The organism is Streptomyces sp. NBC_00820 (assembly GCF_036347055.1).
GTDB lineage: Bacteria > Actinomycetota > Actinomycetes > Streptomycetales > Streptomycetaceae > Streptomyces.
In genome coordinates, this window is sequence record NZ_CP108882.1 from 5117457 (window position 1) to 5136276 (window position 18820).

18 protein-coding genes and 2 pseudogenes are annotated in these 18820 nt (G+C 71.0%); 8 read left to right on the forward strand and 12 right to left on the reverse strand.

Features of this window, described 5'->3' with window-relative positions:
* Positions 1-159: 159 nt before the first annotated feature.
* Positions 160-1065, forward strand: coding sequence for a trypsin-like serine peptidase (locus OIB37_RS23240; RefSeq protein WP_330459529.1), 906 nt, complete (start codon positions 160-162; stop codon positions 1063-1065).
* A gap of 19 nt (positions 1066-1084) precedes the next feature.
* Here the strand turns inward: OIB37_RS23240 and OIB37_RS23245 are convergent, their stop codons facing one another.
* Positions 1085-2710, reverse strand: coding sequence for an N-acyl-D-amino-acid deacylase family protein (locus tag OIB37_RS23245; protein ID WP_330459530.1), 1626 nt, complete (start codon positions 2708-2710; stop codon positions 1085-1087).
* Between the two features lie 42 nt (positions 2711-2752).
* The gene (locus tag OIB37_RS23250) at positions 2753-4033 is read right to left on the reverse strand and encodes an alanine racemase (RefSeq protein WP_330459531.1); all 1281 of its coding nucleotides are present in this window, start codon (positions 4031-4033) and stop codon (positions 2753-2755) included.
* Between the two features lie 301 nt (positions 4034-4334).
* On the opposite strand from OIB37_RS23250, the gene OIB37_RS23255 reads away from it, so the two are divergent.
* The 5 genes from OIB37_RS23255 (at position 4335) to OIB37_RS23275 (ending at position 8894) form a co-directional block, all read left to right on the forward strand.
* Positions 4335-5420: a sugar kinase gene (locus OIB37_RS23255; RefSeq protein WP_443058281.1), complete on the forward strand. Its 1086-nt coding sequence runs from the start codon at positions 4335-4337 to the stop codon at positions 5418-5420.
* Entirely contained in the window at positions 5417-6181 is a 765-nt protein-coding gene (locus tag OIB37_RS23260) for an IclR family transcriptional regulator (RefSeq protein ID WP_330459532.1), read from the forward strand. Before OIB37_RS23255 ends, OIB37_RS23260 begins: the two co-directional genes overlap by 4 nt.
* Entirely contained in the window at positions 6178-6588 is a 411-nt protein-coding gene (locus tag OIB37_RS23265) for a RidA family protein (RefSeq protein WP_330459533.1), read from the forward strand. Before OIB37_RS23260 ends, OIB37_RS23265 begins: the two co-directional genes overlap by 4 nt.
* A 190-nt stretch (positions 6589-6778) precedes the next feature.
* On the forward strand, positions 6779-8263 hold the full coding sequence (locus tag OIB37_RS23270; protein ID WP_330459534.1) for a GntP family permease: 1485 nt from the start codon (positions 6779-6781) through the stop codon (positions 8261-8263).
* Positions 8264-8345: 82 nt separating this feature from the next.
* A complete protein-coding gene (locus OIB37_RS23275) occupies positions 8346-8894 on the forward strand; it encodes a hypothetical protein (protein ID WP_330459535.1) in 549 nt (182 codons plus the stop codon).
* A gap of 141 nt (positions 8895-9035) precedes the next feature.
* Here the strand turns inward: OIB37_RS23275 and OIB37_RS23280 are convergent, their stop codons facing one another.
* Positions 9036-9557 (reverse strand): hypothetical protein, encoded by a 522-nt coding sequence (locus OIB37_RS23280; RefSeq protein ID WP_330459536.1) that lies wholly within the window; start codon positions 9555-9557, stop codon positions 9036-9038.
* Between the two features lie 117 nt (positions 9558-9674).
* Between OIB37_RS23280 and OIB37_RS23285 the strand changes: the two are divergent.
* Positions 9675-9918: pseudogene (locus tag OIB37_RS23285) on the forward strand (IS5/IS1182 family transposase); the annotation flags it as partial.
* A 22-nt stretch (positions 9919-9940) separates the two neighbouring features.
* On the opposite strand, the gene OIB37_RS23290 reads toward OIB37_RS23285, so the two are convergent.
* From OIB37_RS23290 to OIB37_RS23330, 9 genes are all read right to left on the reverse strand, one after another.
* Complete coding sequence (locus OIB37_RS23290; protein ID WP_330459537.1) at positions 9941-10336, reverse strand: hypothetical protein; 396 nt, start codon at positions 10334-10336, stop codon at positions 9941-9943.
* Between the two features lie 192 nt (positions 10337-10528).
* Positions 10529-11005, reverse strand: coding sequence for a DUF4262 domain-containing protein (locus OIB37_RS23295; RefSeq protein ID WP_330459538.1), 477 nt, complete (start codon positions 11003-11005; stop codon positions 10529-10531).
* Between the two features lie 242 nt (positions 11006-11247).
* Positions 11248-11451 (reverse strand): hypothetical protein, encoded by a 204-nt coding sequence (locus OIB37_RS23300; protein WP_330459539.1) that lies wholly within the window; start codon positions 11449-11451, stop codon positions 11248-11250.
* A 336-nt stretch (positions 11452-11787) separates the two neighbouring features.
* Complete coding sequence (locus OIB37_RS23305; RefSeq protein WP_330459540.1) at positions 11788-12300, reverse strand: hypothetical protein; 513 nt, start codon at positions 12298-12300, stop codon at positions 11788-11790.
* A gap of 120 nt (positions 12301-12420) precedes the next feature.
* Complete coding sequence (locus tag OIB37_RS23310) at positions 12421-12921, reverse strand: hypothetical protein (RefSeq protein ID WP_330459541.1); 501 nt, start codon at positions 12919-12921, stop codon at positions 12421-12423.
* A gap of 43 nt (positions 12922-12964) precedes the next feature.
* Entirely contained in the window at positions 12965-14257 is a 1293-nt protein-coding gene (locus tag OIB37_RS23315; RefSeq protein ID WP_330459542.1) for a hypothetical protein, read from the reverse strand.
* A 151-nt stretch (positions 14258-14408) separates the two neighbouring features.
* Positions 14409-14858 carry a hypothetical protein gene (locus OIB37_RS23320; RefSeq protein WP_330459543.1) on the reverse strand — a complete coding sequence of 150 codons (450 nt, stop codon included), beginning with the start codon at positions 14856-14858 and terminating at the stop codon, positions 14409-14411.
* Between the two features lie 86 nt (positions 14859-14944).
* A complete protein-coding gene (locus OIB37_RS23325) occupies positions 14945-15298 on the reverse strand; it encodes a DUF4333 domain-containing protein (RefSeq protein ID WP_330459544.1) in 354 nt (117 codons plus the stop codon).
* A 411-nt stretch (positions 15299-15709) separates the two neighbouring features.
* On the reverse strand, positions 15710-17416 hold the full coding sequence (locus OIB37_RS23330; protein WP_330459545.1) for a chitinase: 1707 nt from the start codon (positions 17414-17416) through the stop codon (positions 15710-15712).
* A 292-nt stretch (positions 17417-17708) separates the two neighbouring features.
* Between OIB37_RS23330 and OIB37_RS23335 the strand changes: the two are divergent.
* Positions 17709-18581 (forward strand): annotated as a pseudogene (locus OIB37_RS23335) (hypothetical protein); the annotation flags it as partial.
* Positions 18582-18820 lie beyond the last annotated feature (239 nt).

Sequence of the window (18820 nt, forward strand, 5' to 3'; positions counted from 1 at the left end):
CCCTTGGACTCACGTGCCGAACCGGCCACTTGAGCCCCTTCGGCGGAACCGCTCGCAGACGCCTCCTTGCCCACCCGCGTCCCCCTCGTGAGAATGCCCATGACAAGACAGGCGGCCGGAAGATCTCCGGTCGCCCACGTCTGCAGAGGGGACCCCCACATGAACAAGCCTCTCCTGGCCGCACTGTCCGCCCTCCTCCTCGCCGGAGTCGGTGCGGCCCCCGCGGCCGCCGCGCCGCACTCCGAGCCGGCCGGCACGGCCAGGGCGGCCGACGCGGGCAAGGCGGCCGACGTGAGCGCGACGGCCAAGTCGGCCGCCGCGGCCAAGGCGGTGACCGTCAACTACGCCGGTACCGTGTCGCTCAGCAACTGCTCCGGCTCGGTCATCCGCTTCCCGAACTCCGCCGACAGCGACCCCGCGCTCGTGCTGTCCAACGGCCACTGCCTGGAGACCGGCTTCCCGAACCCGGGCCAGGTCATCACCGGCCAGTCCTCCAGCCGTACCTTCGGACTGCTGAACTCCGCGGGCACCAAGGTCGCCACGCTCCGTGCCAACCAGGTCGTCTACTCGACCATGACGGACACGGACGTCACGATCTACCGGCTGACCACCACCTACGCGGCGATCAGGAGCAGCTACGGCATCAGCGCGCTGACCGTGAACGACACCCACCCCGTCGCCGGTACCGCCATCAAGGTCGTCTCCGGCTACTGGAAGCGGATCTACAGCTGCAACGCCGACGGGTTCGTGTACCGGCTGAAGGAGGGCGACTGGACCTGGAAGGACTCGCTGCGCTACACCTCCGCCTGCAACACCATCGGCGGCACCTCCGGATCCCCGGTGATCGACACGGCCACCGGCAAGGTCGTCGCGGTCAACAACACGGGCAACGAGGACGGTGAGACCTGCACCGTGAACAACCCGTGCGAGGTCGACGAGAACGGCAACGTCACCGTCCACCAGGGCATCAACTACGCCGAGGAGACCTACCAGATACCGGCCTGCTTCACGACCGGCAACCAGCTGAACCTGAACGCGGCCGGCTGCGTCCTGCCCAAGCCGTAGGCACTCTCCCCGGACCCGGTCACACGGGCGTGCGGCGGACCGACCGGCCCGCCAGCACGTCCGTGCGCCGGCCGTCCTCGACGGCGAACCGGCCGTCGACCAGGACGTACGGGATCCCCTCCGGCAGCCGCCGGGGCTCGGCGAACGTGGCGCCGGCGGCGACCGTGGCCGGGTCGAACAGGACCAGGTCGGCCCGGTGGCCCTCGCGCACCAGGCCGCGGTCCGGCAGCCGCAGCCGGGCCGCGGGCCGCGCGGTGAGCCGGGCGACGCACTCCTCCAGGCTCAGCACGCCCAACTCCCTTACGTAGTGGCCGAGATAGCGCGGGAAGGTGCCATACGCCCGCGGGTGCGGCTTGGTGCCCTGGAGGATGCCGTCGGAGCCGCCGGTGTGCGCGCGGTGGCGCATGATGGCGCGGACGTTCTCCTCGTGGCCGACGTGCTGGAGGATCGTCGTGCCGAGGCGGTCCTCCAGCAGCAGTCTGCGGGCCGTGACCCAGGGGTCCTCGCCGCGTGCCCGCGCCGACTCCCGGACGGTACGGCCCACGAACGCGCCGAGCGCGGGGTCGCTCACGCCCGAGATCTCGATCGTCTCCCAGTCCACCGGCACGCCGTGGCAGCCGTCCGCGCCGGTCACCTCCAGGTCGAACCGGATGCGCTCGGCCGTCGCCGGGTCGGTGAGCCGGGCCAGGATCCGCTCCGGGCCGCCCGCGCTCGCCCAGCTCGGCAGCAGCGCGGCCAGGGTGGTGGAGCCGGGGGTGTAGGGGTAGGTGTCCAGCGTGATGTCCGCGCCCGCGCCCAGCGCCTCGTCGAGCAGCGCGAGCAGTTCGGGTGCCCGCCCCTCGTTCACGCCGAAGTTCATGGTGGCGTGCGCCAGGTGCAGCGGGCAGCCCGCCTCCCGGGTCAGGGCCACCATCTCGGCGTAGGCCTCCAGGGCTCCGGCGCCGTAGGAGCGGTGGTGCGGACAGTAGTAACCGCCGTACGACGCCACCACCCGGCACAGCTCGGTCAGTTCGGCGTCCTCGGCGTACATGCCGGGCGTGTAGGTGAGCCCGGAGGACAGGCCGACCGCGCCCTGTTCCAGCCCCTCCGCGACCAGCCGCCGCATCCGGTCCAGCTCGGCCGGGGCCGCCGGGCGGTCCTCCCAGCCGACGGCGAGCGCGCGGACCGTGCCCTGCGGGACGAGGTAGGCGGCGTTCACGGCGATCCCCTGGCCGTCGAAGCCGTGGTCCAGCCGGTCCAGGTACTCCCCGACCGACCGCCAGTCGAGGTCCAGGTCGTCGCCGTACCCGTTCCAGCCGGTGATCGCCCGCCGGACCTCCTCCAGCGTGCGGTCGTCCACGGGCGCGTACGACAGCCCGTCCTGCCCGAGGACCTCCAGCGTGACCCCCTGTGCCACCTTCGCGCTGTGGTCCGGGTCGCGCAGCAGGGCCAGGTCGGAGTGGGCGTGCATGTCGATGAAGCCGGGGGAGAGGACCAGCCCCTCGGCGTCCAGCTCCCTTGTGGCGCGCGGGCGTTGGCAGCCCGCGGCGGCGGCCTCCCGCACGATGGAGACGATCCGGCCGCCGTCGACGACCACATCGGCGCGGTACGACGGCTCCCCGCTGCCGTCGACCACGTCCGCGTCCCGGATGACGAGCTGCTCCACGACCACCACCGACCTCTCTGGCGACCGCCGCCGCCGGTGCGTCTAGAAGAACGTGCGGATGTAGTCGACGACCGTGCCGTCCGCCTCGGCCACCGGGATCAGCTGCCACTTGTCGAAGGCCGTGCACGGGTGGGAGAGCCCGAAGGCGACCCAGTCGCCGACCTCGACGTCCGCCTCCGGTGCGGTGCTCAGCCACAGGTGCTGGTCGGACAGGGCGGTCACCTCGACGCCGTCCGCCGGCCGCTCGGCGCCGTCCCGGCGTACCGCGTGGGCCACGGGGTGGTCGAGGTCGTAGGCCGCGTCCCGCTTGCCCGCGTTGACGAAGGCCTGTTCGGGGGAGGGCCGGGAGACGACCTGCGCCCACAGCCGGAACGCGGGTTCCAGGGCGCCCTCTTCGGGGACCCGGTTGAACGGCGTGAGCTCGTTGTAGTGCACGTCGTCGTGCGAGACGTAGGCGCCGGAACGCAGCAACTTCAGTACGGGCAGCGAGAGTTCGGGGATGCCGGTGAAGACGTCCGCGACCGCGTCGAACCACTCGCTGCCGCCCGCGCTCACCACGATCCCGTCCGCCCCCGCGAACCGCCCCGCCTTGTCGAACTCCACGGCCAGCGCGACCAGTCGGTTCAGCCACTCCCGCACCGACTCCGGCGAGGCGCCCGGCACCTGGGCCTCGTACCCCGCAACGCCGACCAGGCGCAGCGACGGCGCGTCCGCCACCGCGTCGGCGATCGCCGCGGCGTCCGCCTCCGTGCGGGCACCGGTCCGGGCGCCCTCGCCGGCGCCCAGTTCCACCACCACGTCCACCGGGCGCGCCGCCCCGCTCAGCGCCGCCTCCATCAGCTCGACCCCGCGCACGGAGTCGACGTAGCAGACGAAGCGGAACTCCGGGTCGGCGGCCAGTTCGGCGGCGATCCAGCGCAGGGCCGGGGCGTCCACCAGCTCGTTGGCGAGGAAGATCCGCGCGACGCCGAACGCCCTTGCCACCCGCACCTGGTGCGGCACCGCGAGGGTGATCCCCCACGCCCCGTGCTCGATCTGGCGGTGGAACAGCTGCGGCGCCATGGAGGTCTTGCCGTGCGGGGCGAAGGTCAGCCCGTGCCGGACCGTGTACGACTCCATGAGCGCGAGGTTGTGCTCCAGCCGCTCGGCGGACAGGGCGAGGACGGGAGTGGTGAAGCCGTCGGTGAACAGGTTGCGGCGCTGGCCGGCCAGCTCGGCGACGGTCAGGCCCGTGGCGCTCGGCGGAAGCCCCTTGAAGCGGTGGTCCACACGCTCCTCGGCGAGGTGGGCGAGCGCTTCGATGCTGCCGGTGTCATGGGCCATGCGAGCCTCCTGATCTGCCACGTTGCACTATGTGCAACGGCCATTGCGTATGTCGCGCACTGCTGTCTAACATCTCGGCCGACACGGGGTCAACGGATCGGCCGCCCCGGGACACGGACGAGGAGCCCGCACCATCGTGACCTCCCACGGATGCCGCGACACCACCCCGGAGCCGGTGGATCCCGCCCCGGGACCGGTCGGCACCGCCCTGGGATCGGTGGGCACTGCCCCGGGACCGGTCGGCACCGTACATGCGGGGCACCCCGCGAACACGGTGGACGTCGCCGCGCTCGGCGAGTCCATGGTCACCTTCCTCCCCACCCGTCCCGGCCGCCTCGCCGACGCCCCCGCCTTCGAACGGACCATCGGCGGAGCCGAGTCCAACGTGGCGTGCGCGCTGGCGGCCGCCGGACACTCCGTGCGCTGGGTGAGCAGGGTGGGAGCTGACGGGTTCGGGGACCATCTGGTCGAGGCGATCGGGTCGTACGGCGTCGACGTCACGCGCGTGGCGCGGGACCCGGAGCGCCCGACGGGCGTCTACTTCCGCACGGCGGCCGACCGGGCCACGGCGGCGCACGAGGTGGCGTACTACCGGGCCGGTTCGGCTGCCTCCGCGATGAACGCGGACAACGTGGACCTGACGGCGGTACGCGCCGCCCGGGTGCTGCACCTGTCGGGCATCACGGCGGCCCTGTCCGAGGACTGCCTGGAGCTGATGCGCGAACTGACCGCGCCGCGCCCGGGCCGCCCGCTGGTCTCCTTCGACGTCAACTACCGGCCCGCGCTGTGGCGGGACGCCGAGGGCCCGCGGGTGCTGCTGGAACTGGCGCGGCGCGCCGACATCGTCTTCGTCGGCGACGACGAGGCACGCGAGGCATGGGGGCTGCGCGGCGGCCGCGCCGTCCGGGAGGCGCTGCCCGAACCGGAACTCGTGGTCGTCAAGCAGGGCCCGGGCGGAGCGGTCGTGTTCGACCGGAGCGCGGGCGGCGCCGACCGGAACACCGAAGGCTGCGACCGGAACACTGGCGCCTTCGGCCGGAGCGCCTGCGGCACGGAGGACTTCGGCGGCACCGAGGGCGCCGACGGCACCGTGACCCACGCCCCGGCCCCTCGCGTGGACGTCGTCGCCCACGTCGGCGCCGGTGACGCCTTCGCCGCGGGCTTCCTCTCCGCCACCCTGCGCGGCCTGCCCGTCCGGGACCGGCTGCGGCACGGCCACCTGATGGCGGCGGCCACCCTCACCGCCCCCGGCGATCTCGCCGCCCCGCCCGCCCGGAGCCACGCCGACCGCCTGACGGCCCTGGACGACACCGCATGGGAGAAACTTCGACTCGGCCCCGGCTGGACGCAAGCCGATCAGGCCCCGGAGGAGGCAAGCACCCCATGAGCCAGACCGTCGACCGAGCCCTCGGCATCCTGCCGCTGCTCGCCGAGGGCCCCGCCGACCTCGGCCAGGTCGCCGACCGCCTCGGCGTGCACAAGTCCACGGCGCTGCGGCTCCTGCGCACCCTGCGCGAGCACGGCCTGGTCTACCGCCAGTCCGACCAGCGCTACCGGCTCGGCGCCCGGCTCTTCGCCCTCGCCCAGGAGGCGATGGAGAACCTCGACATCCGCGAGATCGCCCACCCCCACCTCGTACGCCTCAACGAGGCCTGCGGGCACACCGTGCACCTCGCCGTCCACGAGGAGGACGAGGTGCTCTACATCGACAAGGTGGACAGCCGCTACCCGGTACGCATGTACTCGCGCGTCGGCAAGCCCGTCGCCATCACCGTCGCGGCCGTGGCGAAACTGCTCCTCGCCGACCTGCCCGAACCCGAGCGTCGCGCCCTCGCGGAGACGCTCGACTACCCCCTCTACACGTCCCGTTCCACCCCCAACGCCGCAGCCTTCCTGCGGGAGTTGGAGAAGGTGCGCGAACAGGGCTGGGCCTCCGACCTGGGTGGCCACGAGGAATCCATCAACTGCGTCGCGGCCCCCATCCGCGGCGCCGACGGCCGGGTGGTCGCCGCGATGTCGGTGTCCGCGCCGAACGTCGTCGTCACCGCCGACGAACTCCTCTCCCTGCTGCCGCAGGTGCGCCGCAGCGCGGACGCGATCAGCGGCGAGTACTCCGGAAGAACCCCACAGAAGGACCCCACAGCATGACCGAGAAGACCGCCCTCACCCCCAAGACCCACACCACCCCGCCCGCGAAGTTCTCGCACGGCGTGAAGAAGGGCAACATCCTCCAGGTGGCCGGCCAGGTCGGCTTCCTCCCGGCCGAGGAGGGCAAGCCCCCGACGCCGGCCGGCCCCACCCTGCGCGAGCAGACCCTCCAGACCCTCGCCAACGTCAAGGCGATCCTGGAGGAGGGCGGCGCTAGCTGGGACGACGCGATGATGATCCGCGTCTACCTCACCGACGTGGACCACTTCGCCGAGATGAACGACATCTACAACACCTACTTCGAGGAGCAGGGCCTCACCCAGCCGCCCGCCGCCCGCACGACGGTCTACGTCGGCCTGCCGGCCGGACTCCTCGTCGAGATCGACGCGCTGGCCGTACTCGGCTGAGCCCGTCCGCCGGGTCCGACGATCACCCGACTTCCGCACCACGTACACGGCACGGCACCTTCCGCGGGTGCCGTGCCGCGCTCCACCCTGCACGAAAGCACCATGCACGCACCGTACTCACGGCACTCCCGCCGCACCCGGCACTCCAGCCGAACCCGGCGCCACCGGCACCCACGAAGAGGACCCCCGTATGTCCTTCCCGCTCGCCGCACCAGCCCCCGCTCCCGCCGCACCACCCCACACCGGAGGCCTGCTCCTCCTCCTCGACGGCACCGCAGGACTCCTCACCGTCGCAGCCATCGGCATAGCCCTGCTGCTGTTCCTCATCATCAAGGTGCGCGTCCAGCCGTTCGTGGCCCTGCTCACCGTCTCCATAACCGTCGGCCTGCTCGCCGGCCTCTCGGTCACCGAACTCTTCGGCACCGTCCAGCGCTCCGACGCCGTCTCCACCATCGAGTCCGGCATGGGCGGCATCCTCGGCCACGTCGCCGTCATCATCGGCCTCGGCACCATGCTCGGCGCGATCCTGGAGGTCAGCGGCGGAGCGGAGGTGCTGGCCGCCCGCCTGCTCGGGCTGTTCGGCGAGCGCCGGGCCCCGCTCGCCATGGGCCTGACCGGCCTGATCTTCGGTATCCCGGTCTTCTTCGACGTCGGTATCTTCGTCCTCGCGCCGATCGTCTACGCGGCCGCCAAGCGGGGTGGCAAGTCGATCCTGCTCTACTGCCTCCCGCTCCTCGCGGGCCTGTCGATGACCCACGCCTTCCTGCCCCCGCACCCCGGCCCGGTGGCCGCCGCCGGCCTGCTGCACGTCCAGCTCGGCTGGGTCGTCCTCATGGGCGTCGTCTGCGGCCTCCCGGCCGTGCTGGCCGCCTGGGCGTTCTCGGCGTGGGTCGGGCGGCGCATCTTCGTCGCCGTACCGCAGGACATGGTGGAGGCGGCGCAGGAGGCCAAGCGGGCCGTCCTCGACGAGCAGCGCGCCTCGGGTGTGGAGCCGCAGGAGAAGCCCGTGCCCCTGGCCACGGTCCTCGGCATCATCGGCACGCCGCTGGTGCTGATCCTCGCCGCCACCTTCTCCTCCGTCGCGCTCGACCCCTCCACGGGCCGCTCGGTCATCGAGTTCTTCGGACACCCCTTCGTCGCCCTCACCCTCGCCCTGTTCCTCGCCTACTACCTGCTGGGCATCCGGCGCGGCTGGTCCCGCAAGTCCCTGGAGACGGTGTCCACTTCGTCCCTCAAGCCGATCGGCAACATCCTGCTGGTGGTCGGCGCGGGCGGTGTCTTCGGCGCGGTCCTCAAGGCCAGCGGCGTCGCCCAGGCCCTCTCCGACACCTTCCACGACGTGGGCCTGCCGGTGATCGTCCTGTCGTACCTGATCTCGCTCGTGCTGCGGGTCGCCCAGGGCTCGGCCACGGTCGCGATCGTGACGACGGCGGGCATCGTGGCCCCGCTCCTGACCGAGGGCCACCATTCCCAGGCCTTCGCCGCGCTGGTCATCATGGCCATCTCCGCGGGCTCCATCTTCGCCTCGCACGTCAACGACGGCGGCTTCTGGATGGTCGCCAAGTACTTCGGCATCACCGAACGCGACACCCTGAAGACCTGGACGGTCCTGGAGTCGGTGCTGTCGGTGGCGGGGTTCGCGGTGGCCGGCGCGGTGAGCGTGTTCGTGTCGTAGTCGGTGCCCAAGTGACCGGTGTGTACCGGGGGATCGGTGGGCTGACTGGTTCCGGCACAGGGAAGTCGTCCATACTGCGGCCGTGGACCAGCGCATAGGATCGAGCAGCCAGCCCGTGAAGGGCGAGCCCGTCAAGGGCGCCGGATTCGACCCGGCCTTCATCCCCGGGATCACCCCGCCGGCGAGGCCGGCGGCGCCCGAACCGGAGGACGCGAAGCCGACCGAGTCCGCGGAACCCGCCGACTCGGACTCGGTGGAGCCGACGTCCGCCGAGGAGCCGCAGGCCGAGGCGGCGGACGCGGCGGACGCGGCGGACGTGACCGAAGAGGCCGAAGAGGCGGAGGCCCCCGAAGGCCCGGTCTTCGAGGCCTCCGACCGTCGGGCCAGGATCGTCGCCGACCACCGCGGCGTCCGCCTGAGCCTCGACGAGGAGGCCTGCGAGTTCCGCTGGAACGAGATAGCGGCCGTCGAGACCGAGTCGCCCCGCTTCGGCAAGCGCTTCACCATCACCGTGCACACCCCCGGCAGCCGCTGGTACCCGATCGAGATCGAGGCCACGGCGAGGTCCCGCTTCAAGGAGTGGGAGTCGGAACTGGACGCGGTGCTGGACGCGTACTTCGAAGAGGCCTGACCGGCCGACAAGGGCCCGACGGTGCCTCGTGCCCGGGCCGCGGCACGCGAAAGCTCCTGGTGGGCACCGGCATCTCGGTGAAGATGCCGTGTCCGCCAGGAGCGTTCGCGCTCTGCGCGACCCGCGTGCGCCGGCCCGGCCTCACCGGCCCACGACGGCCGTGATGACGGAGCCCCGCTCCAACAGCGCGACGGCCTCGCCCGTCACGCGAACCTTCGCGCTGTGAGGCGGATCCACGAAGTCGACCGGCCGTATCCTGACGATCCCCTCAAGGGTCACCAGCGGCGCGTCGTCCCTCGTCCCCCCGTCCGGCCCCACGCCGAACCGCTGACCGACCCGTACGACGCCGCTCACGCATCGCACGACGCATGTCGCGCTCGACGTGCCCCTCTCCGCCACGGAGTGGATCTGCAACCGCGCGTCCGCCCGCGTCAGGAAGAGCCGCTCCTCGTGGTCCAGGACGATGACCCGCTCGTCGCCGTCGATGATCACCAGGTCGTCCCGGCCCGGGTACCAGAGGTCGTCGAGCCGCTCGAACACGGCGCGACAGGCGACCCGCGCCGCCCTGCGCTCGGCCGGCCACGCCACCCACACATCCTGTCCCGCGTCGTCGACCAGGGCGCGCAAGGCGTCTCTCAGTGCGTGCGCGTCGAAGCCGGACACGTCCACAACGACCTCGGCCCGCCGGACCGAAGCGGCGAGCCTGGCCAGTGATCCGCCCAATGCGCCGACGAACGCGTCGAACGCGCCCGGAGCTTCGTGCGCCGTCGGGGCGCGCAACGGATCTGCGAGCGACAGGGCGTCCCCGGCCTGGCCGACCGCGCCTACCAGGGCCGTCGGACCCCGGGTCACCACCGGCCTCGAACGACCACACGGCGGCGAACTCACCCCGACCCAGCGCACCGTCAACCACGCACTGCCCCACGCCCTGAAGTCCTGGCAGATCTTCCGCAGAGCGCGCATCAGCCCCGACCGCATGACCGTCATCGTCAAGGCCGTCCTCACCCTGGAGAGTCAACACTGAAAAGGCTCCGCGAACGTATCAGTCACTCGATGATGGAGACCTGCTGAATCTTCTGGATGATGAGCTCCAGGTCCGACAGTGAATTCCGACAGAAGTCCGGATCGCTGACATTGATGGAGTGAACGACATTCGAAAAAGAAGGGTCGGCGAGCCCATGGGCCTCGCGAAGAAGCCTGGTGGGCACCAGGAGCCAATTCCTCCTTGTCCGGTCAAGCGTCCATTCGACTTGTGTGGGTAGCTTCCTGAGGATGTCGTCGATGAGTTGTGCGACTTCTTCTCGAGGGGACGTGTACCGCCACCCCATGTATGACACTTGAGGGTAGTCGTAGAAGGGGTTGTATTCCGCAGGCAGTTTGAACCAGGAAACGTTCCCGAACCTGCTGAGCGCTTGGATTGCCTGCGTGCTTTGAATCGACATGGTGATCCTGTCGTGTGTCACCAAAGAGGTCCGGAGTGTCCCCTGCTCATGGTCTCCGAGTGGCATCGAAGTTGAGCTCATTGCCGGGTCATGTGCATATCGACCGTCGGTGTAGACATCGTGATGGCGGTGCCGTTCCAGTGGTTGGCCGGATTTCTCCGGAATGAAGATTTCGATATCGCCTGTCCGGCTTCAGAGTTCGGCGGTCCAGACTCCGGCCGGGTGCTCGTCCGGTGGTAGCCACAGCTGGGGCTGAGACTCGTGGTGTTCCTGTGTCGCGTGCTTTTCCCAGTGGAAGTGGCCCTCCGTGTCGGGCCATGCGACCTGTAGGACGGGCAGGGGAGGGCGTCGGTAGAACCCGATGGCCCGCCCGAAGTAGGTCCGGTACCAGCGCCGGTCGACGTCTCTGAGGGTGACCGGGTGACCGTCCACGACGCCTTGACGTACTTGGCCGTCCTTCAGCACGGCACCGGAGGCGGCCATGTCGCCGAGCGTGTTGAGCATGCGGTGCATGGCGCGGACGTCGAGCCCGAACATGGCGAGTTCAGGCGTGCCATGGGTGTGCGCCAGGCCGATGGTGTAGGCGAATCCCGGGCCGATCTCGTCCTCGGGAACCATGACCACGTGCCAGCCGTGCTGCCACACGTTCGCGGTGATCGTCAGATCCATCCGGTCGCTCTCTTCACGATCACCGTAGTCGTGACAGAGAACGCAGCGGCATTCGAACGGATCACCAGTCATACGTGGAGGCTACGAGGAAGGCCTCGGGCCGAGCGACCGAGGGCCGTGGGCGCGTGGATGCGTGGGCGCGTGTGGTGTTCGTGCGGTGTCGGGGGCACGCGAAAGCCCGTCCGGGCACGGGGCGTCCTGTTGCGGGACGCGGTGTCCGGACGGGCTTGTGCGGTCTGCCGTCAGAGGGCGGTGGTGGCCGCCTGCTGGACGCCGGCCACCGTGCCCAGCACGTCCGACTGGACGGAGCCGACCTGGGACAGCAGGTCGTCGGCGTCGACGGCCACACCGGCGGCGGTGCCGGCCTGGACGGCCAGGCCGCCGGCCACGGCGTCGAGGTCGGCGTCGGAGATCTCGGCGGTCTGGATCTGGGGAGCGGAGTTCATCACGAACTTCCCTTCGCTTCGATGTACTGCTGGGGGGAGCGGCCCACCGGGGACAGGTAACGGGCCACGGCCGCAGGCCCGCGGCGTCCCCCTTCGGGGACACACATGCGACCGGCGACGCAAGGATCACATCACGCCGAACCCCCGCTTTCCGTCGACCACCCGTTATCCCCACGGGAGTTGAACAGGTCGTCCTCGTCACCCCAGGGGATGGTCACGAACCGCCGCCCGCATCTTTACAACCGTGCTCGCTCCTACAGCTCGGCGTTCTCCAGGGCGTCGAGGAAGGGAGCGAACGACCGGGCCGGGACGGCGAGGCTCGCGCAGTCCGTCAGTTCACAGCTTGCCGAAGACCACTCCGCGCCAGGTCCAGCCCGACTCCAGGACCGCGCTCCGCAGGGTCCTGCGCAGCTCCGAGCCGTCGTAGCGGAAGGACTCCGTCGCCTGCAGGCGGCCGTTCTCTCCGCGCTGGAGGGAGTAGTCACGGGTGACGGTCCGGTCCGGGCCGCGCGTGTACGTCGTCGAGAGCTTGATGCGCGGCGGGTTCCCGACCCAGGAAACCTCGCGCTGTTCCTCGAGGGCGCGCACCTCGTGGCCCTCCAGGTCCAGCCGCATCCGGATCCGCACCGCGCGGGTCAGCTGGGACTTGAGGAAGAAGGTCTGCCAGACGGGTTCCGCCACCCGCAGCTCGGCCACCAGGTCGGCACCCACCGCGGCACCGTTGTGGACGACCCAGGCGGCATCGTCCCGATTGAGCCCGAGCAGCGCCGCCCGCACCTCCTCGGCCGGGACCGGAGCGACATCGTCCGCGGGGTGCCGGGTTCCGGTGAGTTTGTCGAAGAGTCCCATGGAGTCAACCTATGGGGGCCCGGAGCGGCGGTACAAAATCCGGCACAGAACGCGTACGGAGCCCCGTATGGAGCCCCGCATGGGGCCCCGAACAGAACCCCGTACGGAACCGTCCTCGTCCTAGGACGCCGTGTCGTCGGTGCTCGGGCGAACCGTGCGTACGAAGTCCCTGAAGTCGTCCAGCACGTCCCGGTACTGGGACGCGGTGGCGGTGAGGACCAGGCGGATCACCGCCCGCTTGTGCGGATCGGTGACGTCCAGGACGGCCATGTACACCTGGGACTGGACGAGGTCACGGCTCTCCCCGCCGACCACGGCCGGGAACGTCAGTGTCTGGGTGAGACCCGGCGCGTCCGCCGAGCCGACCTCGCGGCGCTCGGCGACCGTGACCTGTGCGACGGCCCCGCGCAGGTGCTCCACCGACTCCTCGGCGATCTCGGGCAGCGTCGCCGCGTCCGGGCGGAATTCGCCGTCGATCGTGATGTTCGCGGTGAATCCGGCGTCCGCCGGCAGATGCACGGCGACGAACGCGGCGCCGGGCGCGCCGACTTCGTCCGGGGGCGCGGCGCGCCAGCCTTCCGGCAGGTCGAATTCGATCGGGATCGGCAGGCTCGTGGTCATCGCGAGCTCTCCTTTCTACGGCAGGGGGCCGAGGAGGTGTGGATCAGAAAAGGTCACCGATGGCATGGCCGATGCCGCTCACCCCGTCCCCGACGGCGTCAGCCAGATCGCCGGCGGTATGAGCGACCTTCTCCGGATCGACGGTGAATTCGAAGCCCACCTCACCCCCGAGAATGGGGGAGACACCCACCGTCGGTTTGAAGCGCCACACGCCGTTCTCGTCCTTTCCGAGGTCCAGGCTCGCCTCCGCGCCGGGGCCGGCCCAGCCTTCCGCCGAGGCACCTACCCCGATTCCGCCGATGTCCGCGCCACCGGTGATGCCGGCCTTTCCGCCCGCGAACGCGGAGCCGCCCACGCCGATGCCCTCGGTGTTGGCCTGCGCGTGCGCGTTCGCCTCGCCGCCGGCCATGGTCTCGGCCCGCGCGTAGACGCCGACCGGGCCGTAGTCGATGCGGCCCTTGGCGGACGCCTCGCCGCCCGCCATGCCGCCGCCCTCGCTCTCGAGCCCCTCCTTGGAGGCGCTGGCGCCCGCGGAGACCTTCCCGCCCGCGTAGGCCTCTGCCTCACCGGAGAGCTTCCAGTGCCCCTTCTTGAGCGAGCCCTCGGCCTTCGCGCGGCCGAGGTCGGCGTGCGCCTCGGCCTCGCCCAGCTTGCCGGATCCGGTGTCGGGGCCGCTCGAGTCGGTCCCGACGCCGGGACCGGAGGTCTCGGTCTCGCCGTCGGAGACCCAGCCGTCCGTCTTCGTCCGGGTCTCCTTGGCCTGGTACGCCTTGACGTCGCCCTTGGCCTGGCCGTTGAAGCCCGCGATGGTGCCGTCGCCGGCGTCACCGTCGACCACCACCGTCTTGAGGGCGGTCTCGACGTCGGTGTCGGCGTCGCCGGTGTCCTTGACGACCTTGTTGATGTGCGCCTGCCAGGAGGCGACAGCCGTGCGCACGGACTGCTGGTAGTCCGGGTCGTGGTGCAGGGCGTTCCGCTCGCCGGCTTCGAGCCGCGCGGTGTCGTACGAGACCAGGCCCCCCTCGGAGACCGCCATGCCGGCCTTCACGGCGTCGGCCCGGGCCGACGCCAGCTTCTTGCGCAGCTCCACGAACCGCGTGTGCGCTTCGCGCAGCAGGGAGGCCACCGCCTTGGCCTCGACCTGGGCGTCCTGGAACTCCCTGAGGGTGACGTCGAAGCGTCCGCTCGCGGCCGAGGCGCTGATCCCCGTCCAGGCCGGCCCCATGGCTGTGCCGTGCACATCCCGCTTGTAGGCGACCTCCTGCTTGTGGAGCTCCTTCGCCATCCCGTCCCAGCGGTCCGCCGCCGTGCTGAGCTTGGACAGGTCGGTCGTCATGATGTCGTGATACGTCGGCATGGGGTCCCGTTGTCTTTGCCAGGTCAGCGCGGGGCTGGGCAGGAGGAAGGGGGAGGGGGAGAGGGGGGAACGAAAGGGGGAGAGGAGCGCGCCAGGGTTGTGCGGGGACGGATGCCTCGCGGCCCGCCGCTCAGTACTCGTTGAGCACGGACACCGAGCGCGCGTTCGCCCCGGTCTGCAGATCCGTGTTCTGCAGGAGGGTGTTGGTGCCCTGGAGAGCGGCCTTCTCCGACGAGAGCCGGTGCATCAGGCTCCGGACCTGATCGGCCCATGCCTCGTGCGCCTTCTTCAGCGCCCCCGAGGTGTGCCACCCGTCGCGGAACTCCGTGACGGCGGAGTTCGTCTCCGTGTCCGCCCAGTCGCCGGCCTTGCGGGTGTCGGGCTCGATGTGCTCCGCGATGGCCTTCGCCGCGGCCTTCTTCTCAGCCGGTGAGGACCTCAGATCAGGCTGCCCCCCGGCCGGCCCCGGGTAGGCGGGGGGCCCGTACCCGCCGGCGTCCGCGGGCACGTGGTTCAGCCGCGTCCCGACGGACCCCGCCGGTACGCCGTTCCCCGCCCGCGTCGGTTCCGTTCCTGCCATGACCCTGTTCTCTCCCCCGTGTGCCGCGATGCCGTGCGGGCATGCGCGGCGAGATCGTCTCCGTCGCCCCTCGCGGGCCGGCCCGGTCAGTTCTTGGGCGGGGTCGCGTGGTCGTCGGCCTCGATGGCGAAGTTGATCCGCTCGCCGTCGACGGAGGTCACCTTGACCGAGATGCCCAGGGTGCTGCCGTCCTTGGCGGTGAGCTTGCACCGGGTGGTGGTGCCGACCTTGCCCTTGAGGTCCTCGGGGCAGGTGATGTCCGGCTCCGGCAGACCCTTTGCTGCCGCGAGCTTCTTGGAGACCGTGCCGGCCAGCTTGTCCGCGGACAGCTTGGGCGTGGGCTTGCCGACCGAGACCGAGGCCGAGCAACCGACGAGCACGGCGCCGGCGGCCGCGGTCGAGAGGATCGAAAGCGCTGCGGACGGTCGGGTTCTGGGCACGGTGGACTCCGGTCTGGGCGATCAGATCATAGGAATGCGGGAAGCATACGGGGCGGCTGTTTTCCGGGAATATGAGGGGGAGCCGTGATGCGGACCGGAGCGGGGTGTACGGCGCAGGCGAGGAACCGCATGTCCGTGCAGCCGTGCCGGGTGAAGGAGTTGTGCGCGGCGGGTCTTTTCCGTGCGTCGATGTGAATCCGGCGGCCGGTGATTTTCCATTCGATCTCCGCTCGATCTGCGGACAATCTCCACGGGGCGACGGACCCGCGCTCGGACGTGCCCCTTCCTTTCGGTCGCAGGGCGGCCCAATGGCAACGACGTGGCGTCGGCGTGGCGGACGCGTGGGCGCGACGACGCCAGGACGCCCGGACCTCGGCAAGGTCCGGGCGTCCTGGCGCGGGGAAGCGCGCGCTACGGCAGCGCGTGCACGTGCGCCCCCACCGAGTTGGACCAGGCGTTGCCCGCCGACGCGTCCCAGTTGGTGGACCAGGTCATCGCGCCCCGCAGGCCGGGGTAGGTCGCTGACGGCTTGAAGGTGCCGCAGTTCGTGCCCTTGGTGAGGCAGTCGAGGGCGTTGTTCACGACGGTCGGGGAGACGTAGCCGCTGCCCGCCGCGCTGGTCGAGGCCGGGAGGCCGAGGCCCACCTGGGACGGGGAGAGGCCGCCCTGGAGCTGGATGCAGGCGAGGGCAGTGAGGAAGTCGACCGAGCCCTGGCTGTAGACCTTGCCGTCGCAGCCGAGCATGGAACCGCTGTTGTAGTACTGCATGTTGACGACCGTGAGGATGTCCTTGATGTTCAGGGCCGTCTGGAAGTAGGAGCCCGAGGTCGACTGCATGTCGATCGTCTGGGGAGCCATGGTGATGACGAGGGAGGCGCCCGCCCTGGCGGACAGGGAGCGCAGCGCCTGCGTCATGTAGGTGGCGTTGAGCCCGTTCTCCAGGTCGATGTCGACGCCGTCGAAGCCGTACGTCTGCATCAGCGAGTAGACGGAGTTCGCGAAGTTCGCCGCCGACGTCGAGTCGCTGATCGACACCGTGCCGTTCTGGCCGCCGACCGAGATGATCACCTTCTTGCCGGCCGCGTGCTTGGCGGCGATGTCCGCCTTGAACTGGTCGACGGTGTAGCCGCCCAGGCCGGCCGAGTCGAGGGTGAAGCTCACCGCGCCCGGTGTCGTCGTCGCGTCGGCGAAGGCCACCGCGATGATGTCGTAGGAGGACGGGACGGCGGACAGTTTCTGGACCGTCGCGCCGTTGTTGAAGTTCTGCCAGTAGCCGGTCACGGCGTGCTTGGGCAGCGTGCCCCCGCCTCCGCCGCCGGTCCCGGAGGACGTCGTCCCCGTCACCGCGCCCGACTTCGCCGACTCACCGGCCGAGTTCGTCGCCGTGACCTGGAAGGAGTACGACGTCGACGCCGACAGCCCGGTCACGGTCGCGGAGGTGCCCGTCACCGCCGTCACCTTCGTGCCGCCGCGGTAGACGTTGTAGCCCATGGCGCCCGACACCGTGTTCCATGTCAGGGAGACCGAGGACGACGTCGTGCCGGCGACCGCCAGGCCCGCCGGGGTGGCGGGGACCGTGGGGGCCGGGTCGCCGCCACCGCCGCCGTCGGGACCGAAGACCGAGATGTCGTCGGCGTAGTAGGCGGCCTGGCCGTACCAGCCGTGGGTGTAGACCGTGACGGAGGTGGTCGAGGCGCCCGTGGTGAACGTCGTCGACAGCTGCGACCAGCCCGCGGTGTCGGGGGTCCAGGTCGAGGTGTCCGTCGTTCCCGTGCCCGTGACGCCGAGGAAGGAGTAGCCGCCCTGGACCCACGCGCTGAGCGTGTACGTCGAGTTGGGCTTCACCGCGACCGGCTGGGTGCACTGGGCGTTGTCCTGGCCGGCCGGGGTCGCCTTCAGTGCGGAGGCGCCGCCGTGCACCGGGGAGGAGACGGTCGTGCCGCTGGCGGCCGTGCAGGTCCAGTTGGCGAGGCCCGACTCGAAGCCGGCGTTCTTGGCGTTGTTGACGTCCGCCGCGGAGGCGGGGGCCGCGGCGAGGCCCGCGAGCCCGAGCGCGAGGGCGAGCGTGGCGGTGGCCGCCCCTGCGCGCAGGCGGATACGGCGTCTGCGTCTGGGCATGCCTGGTACGCGGTCCACTGGGGCCTCCGGTGGGGGAGAGAGGGGTGAGGGACGGTGGCCACCGCTCGCTCCAAGTTGGTCCAGACCAATGCGGCTGTCAAGGGGTGCGGAGTGGGGTCACCTTCGGTTGAGTGCTCAACCTGTCCTGTTTTGCCGGGAGTTGTGCCAAGAGAGTTCCACGCGAGCTACACAAACGCTGTTCTCCGGCCATTGGGGCGTGGATACAGTGCCTAGGTAGTCACGCAATGAAGTCGTCCTGGCGCATTGGAGTCACACCGGTGGGCCGGAGGGTGTGAAGAGCGGGGAGCTGCGCGTGCCAACTGCCGTTGCCGTGACGAGTGCCGACCTGGCGTTGCCGGCGCAGGATGAGCGGACCATGCCCGCCGTCGTCCTGCGCGACCTCGACCAGCGCCCACTGGAGCACGTCCTCACCGAAGTCGGCGCGCTGGTCGACCAGTTCGGGTATCTGGTCGTCGTGTGCTCGCGCGCGACCCCGGAACCCGTCGTGCGACGGCTGCACACCCTGCGGTCGCTGCTGGAGAGCGACCGCATCGCGCTCTTCCGGCCGGAACTGCCCCCGCTCGGGACCGCCGTCCTCGCCCGGCAGCTGCGCCAGCTCGCCTCCTGCGAACTGAGCCCGGGGGTCCTCGCCTCCGCCGGACGGCTGCTCACCCACTACATCCACGCCGGCGCCGTCCTCGGCTCGGTCGCCCGGCTGGACCGGGTGCCGGTCGGACTCAAGGCGCACGCCAAGTCCTGGGTGCCCGGCAGCCAGTTCGCCGTTCTCGCCCACCCCGAGCCGCAGCTCGTGAAGATCACCCCGGACGCCACGCTCAAGGGCCCCGAGTTCGGCACCTGGATGCTCGTCGCCAGGGGGCAGTTGCAGACCGACTGGGTCGCCGGACTCGCGAAGGCGTGGAAGGTGCAGGGGCTGCACGAGGCGCCGCTGCCCGCCGAGTCGCCCGTGTGGTGGGGGACCGGCCGCGTGGTCGAGTTCTGCAGCTATCTCGCCGACCTCTCCGTCCTCTACCAACTGGTCACCTCCGTACGGCAGTCCAGCTGCCACTGGTGCGGCTTCGACGTCATCGGCGACCGCTGCGTCTTCTGCTCCGCCACCCCGCCCGCCTACGAGCACCCGGCCCCGCGCGCCCTGGGGCGCAGGAACGCCGGACGGCAGGCGGGTACGGGGCGGGGGAGCGGCGGGACGCGCGGGAGCGCCGGGCCGGAGGGGAGCGCAGGGGTGCAGGGAGGTCCAGGGCCCCAGGCGATCGCGGGGCCGCAGGGAGGTCCGGGGCCGCAGGGAGGCGCAGGGGAACGACGGAACGCCCTGGAGCCGGCGCGGCGACTCGGAGCCCTCGACTCGCGAAGCGCCCCCGACCCGCGAAGAGCCCTCGAACCACGGAC

Excerpts from the sequence above, each read along its gene's own strand:
- OIB37_RS23240 (WP_330459529.1), top strand. The coding sequence starts at position 160 with ATGAACAAGCCTCTCCTGGCCGCACTGTCCGCCCTCCTCCTCGCCGGA.
- OIB37_RS23330 (WP_330459545.1), bottom strand. The coding sequence starts at position 17,416 with ATGCCCAGACGCAGACGCCGTATCCGCCTGCGCGCAGGGGCGGCCACC.
- OIB37_RS23300 (WP_330459539.1), bottom strand. The coding sequence starts at position 11,451 with ATGAACTCCGCTCCCCAGATCCAGACCGCCGAGATCTCCGACGCCGAC.
- OIB37_RS23290 (WP_330459537.1), bottom strand. The coding sequence starts at position 10,336 with ATGTCGATTCAAAGCACGCAGGCAATCCAAGCGCTCAGCAGGTTCGGG.
- OIB37_RS23270 (WP_330459534.1), top strand. The coding sequence starts at position 6,779 with ATGTCCTTCCCGCTCGCCGCACCAGCCCCCGCTCCCGCCGCACCACCC.
- OIB37_RS23320 (WP_330459543.1), bottom strand. The coding sequence starts at position 14,858 with ATGGCAGGAACGGAACCGACGCGGGCGGGGAACGGCGTACCGGCGGGG.
- OIB37_RS23260 (WP_330459532.1), top strand. The coding sequence starts at position 5,417 with ATGAGCCAGACCGTCGACCGAGCCCTCGGCATCCTGCCGCTGCTCGCC.
- OIB37_RS23250 (WP_330459531.1), bottom strand. The coding sequence starts at position 4,033 with ATGGCCCATGACACCGGCAGCATCGAAGCGCTCGCCCACCTCGCCGAG.
- OIB37_RS23265 (WP_330459533.1), top strand. The coding sequence starts at position 6,178 with ATGACCGAGAAGACCGCCCTCACCCCCAAGACCCACACCACCCCGCCC.
- OIB37_RS23315 (WP_330459542.1), bottom strand. The coding sequence starts at position 14,257 with ATGACGACCGACCTGTCCAAGCTCAGCACGGCGGCGGACCGCTGGGAC.
- OIB37_RS23310 (WP_330459541.1), bottom strand. The coding sequence starts at position 12,921 with ATGACCACGAGCCTGCCGATCCCGATCGAATTCGACCTGCCGGAAGGC.
- OIB37_RS23295 (WP_330459538.1), bottom strand. The coding sequence starts at position 11,005 with ATGGATCTGACGATCACCGCGAACGTGTGGCAGCACGGCTGGCACGTG.
- OIB37_RS23305 (WP_330459540.1), bottom strand. The coding sequence starts at position 12,300 with ATGGGACTCTTCGACAAACTCACCGGAACCCGGCACCCCGCGGACGAT.
- OIB37_RS23255 (WP_443058281.1), top strand. The coding sequence starts at position 4,335 with ATGGTCACCTTCCTCCCCACCCGTCCCGGCCGCCTCGCCGACGCCCCC.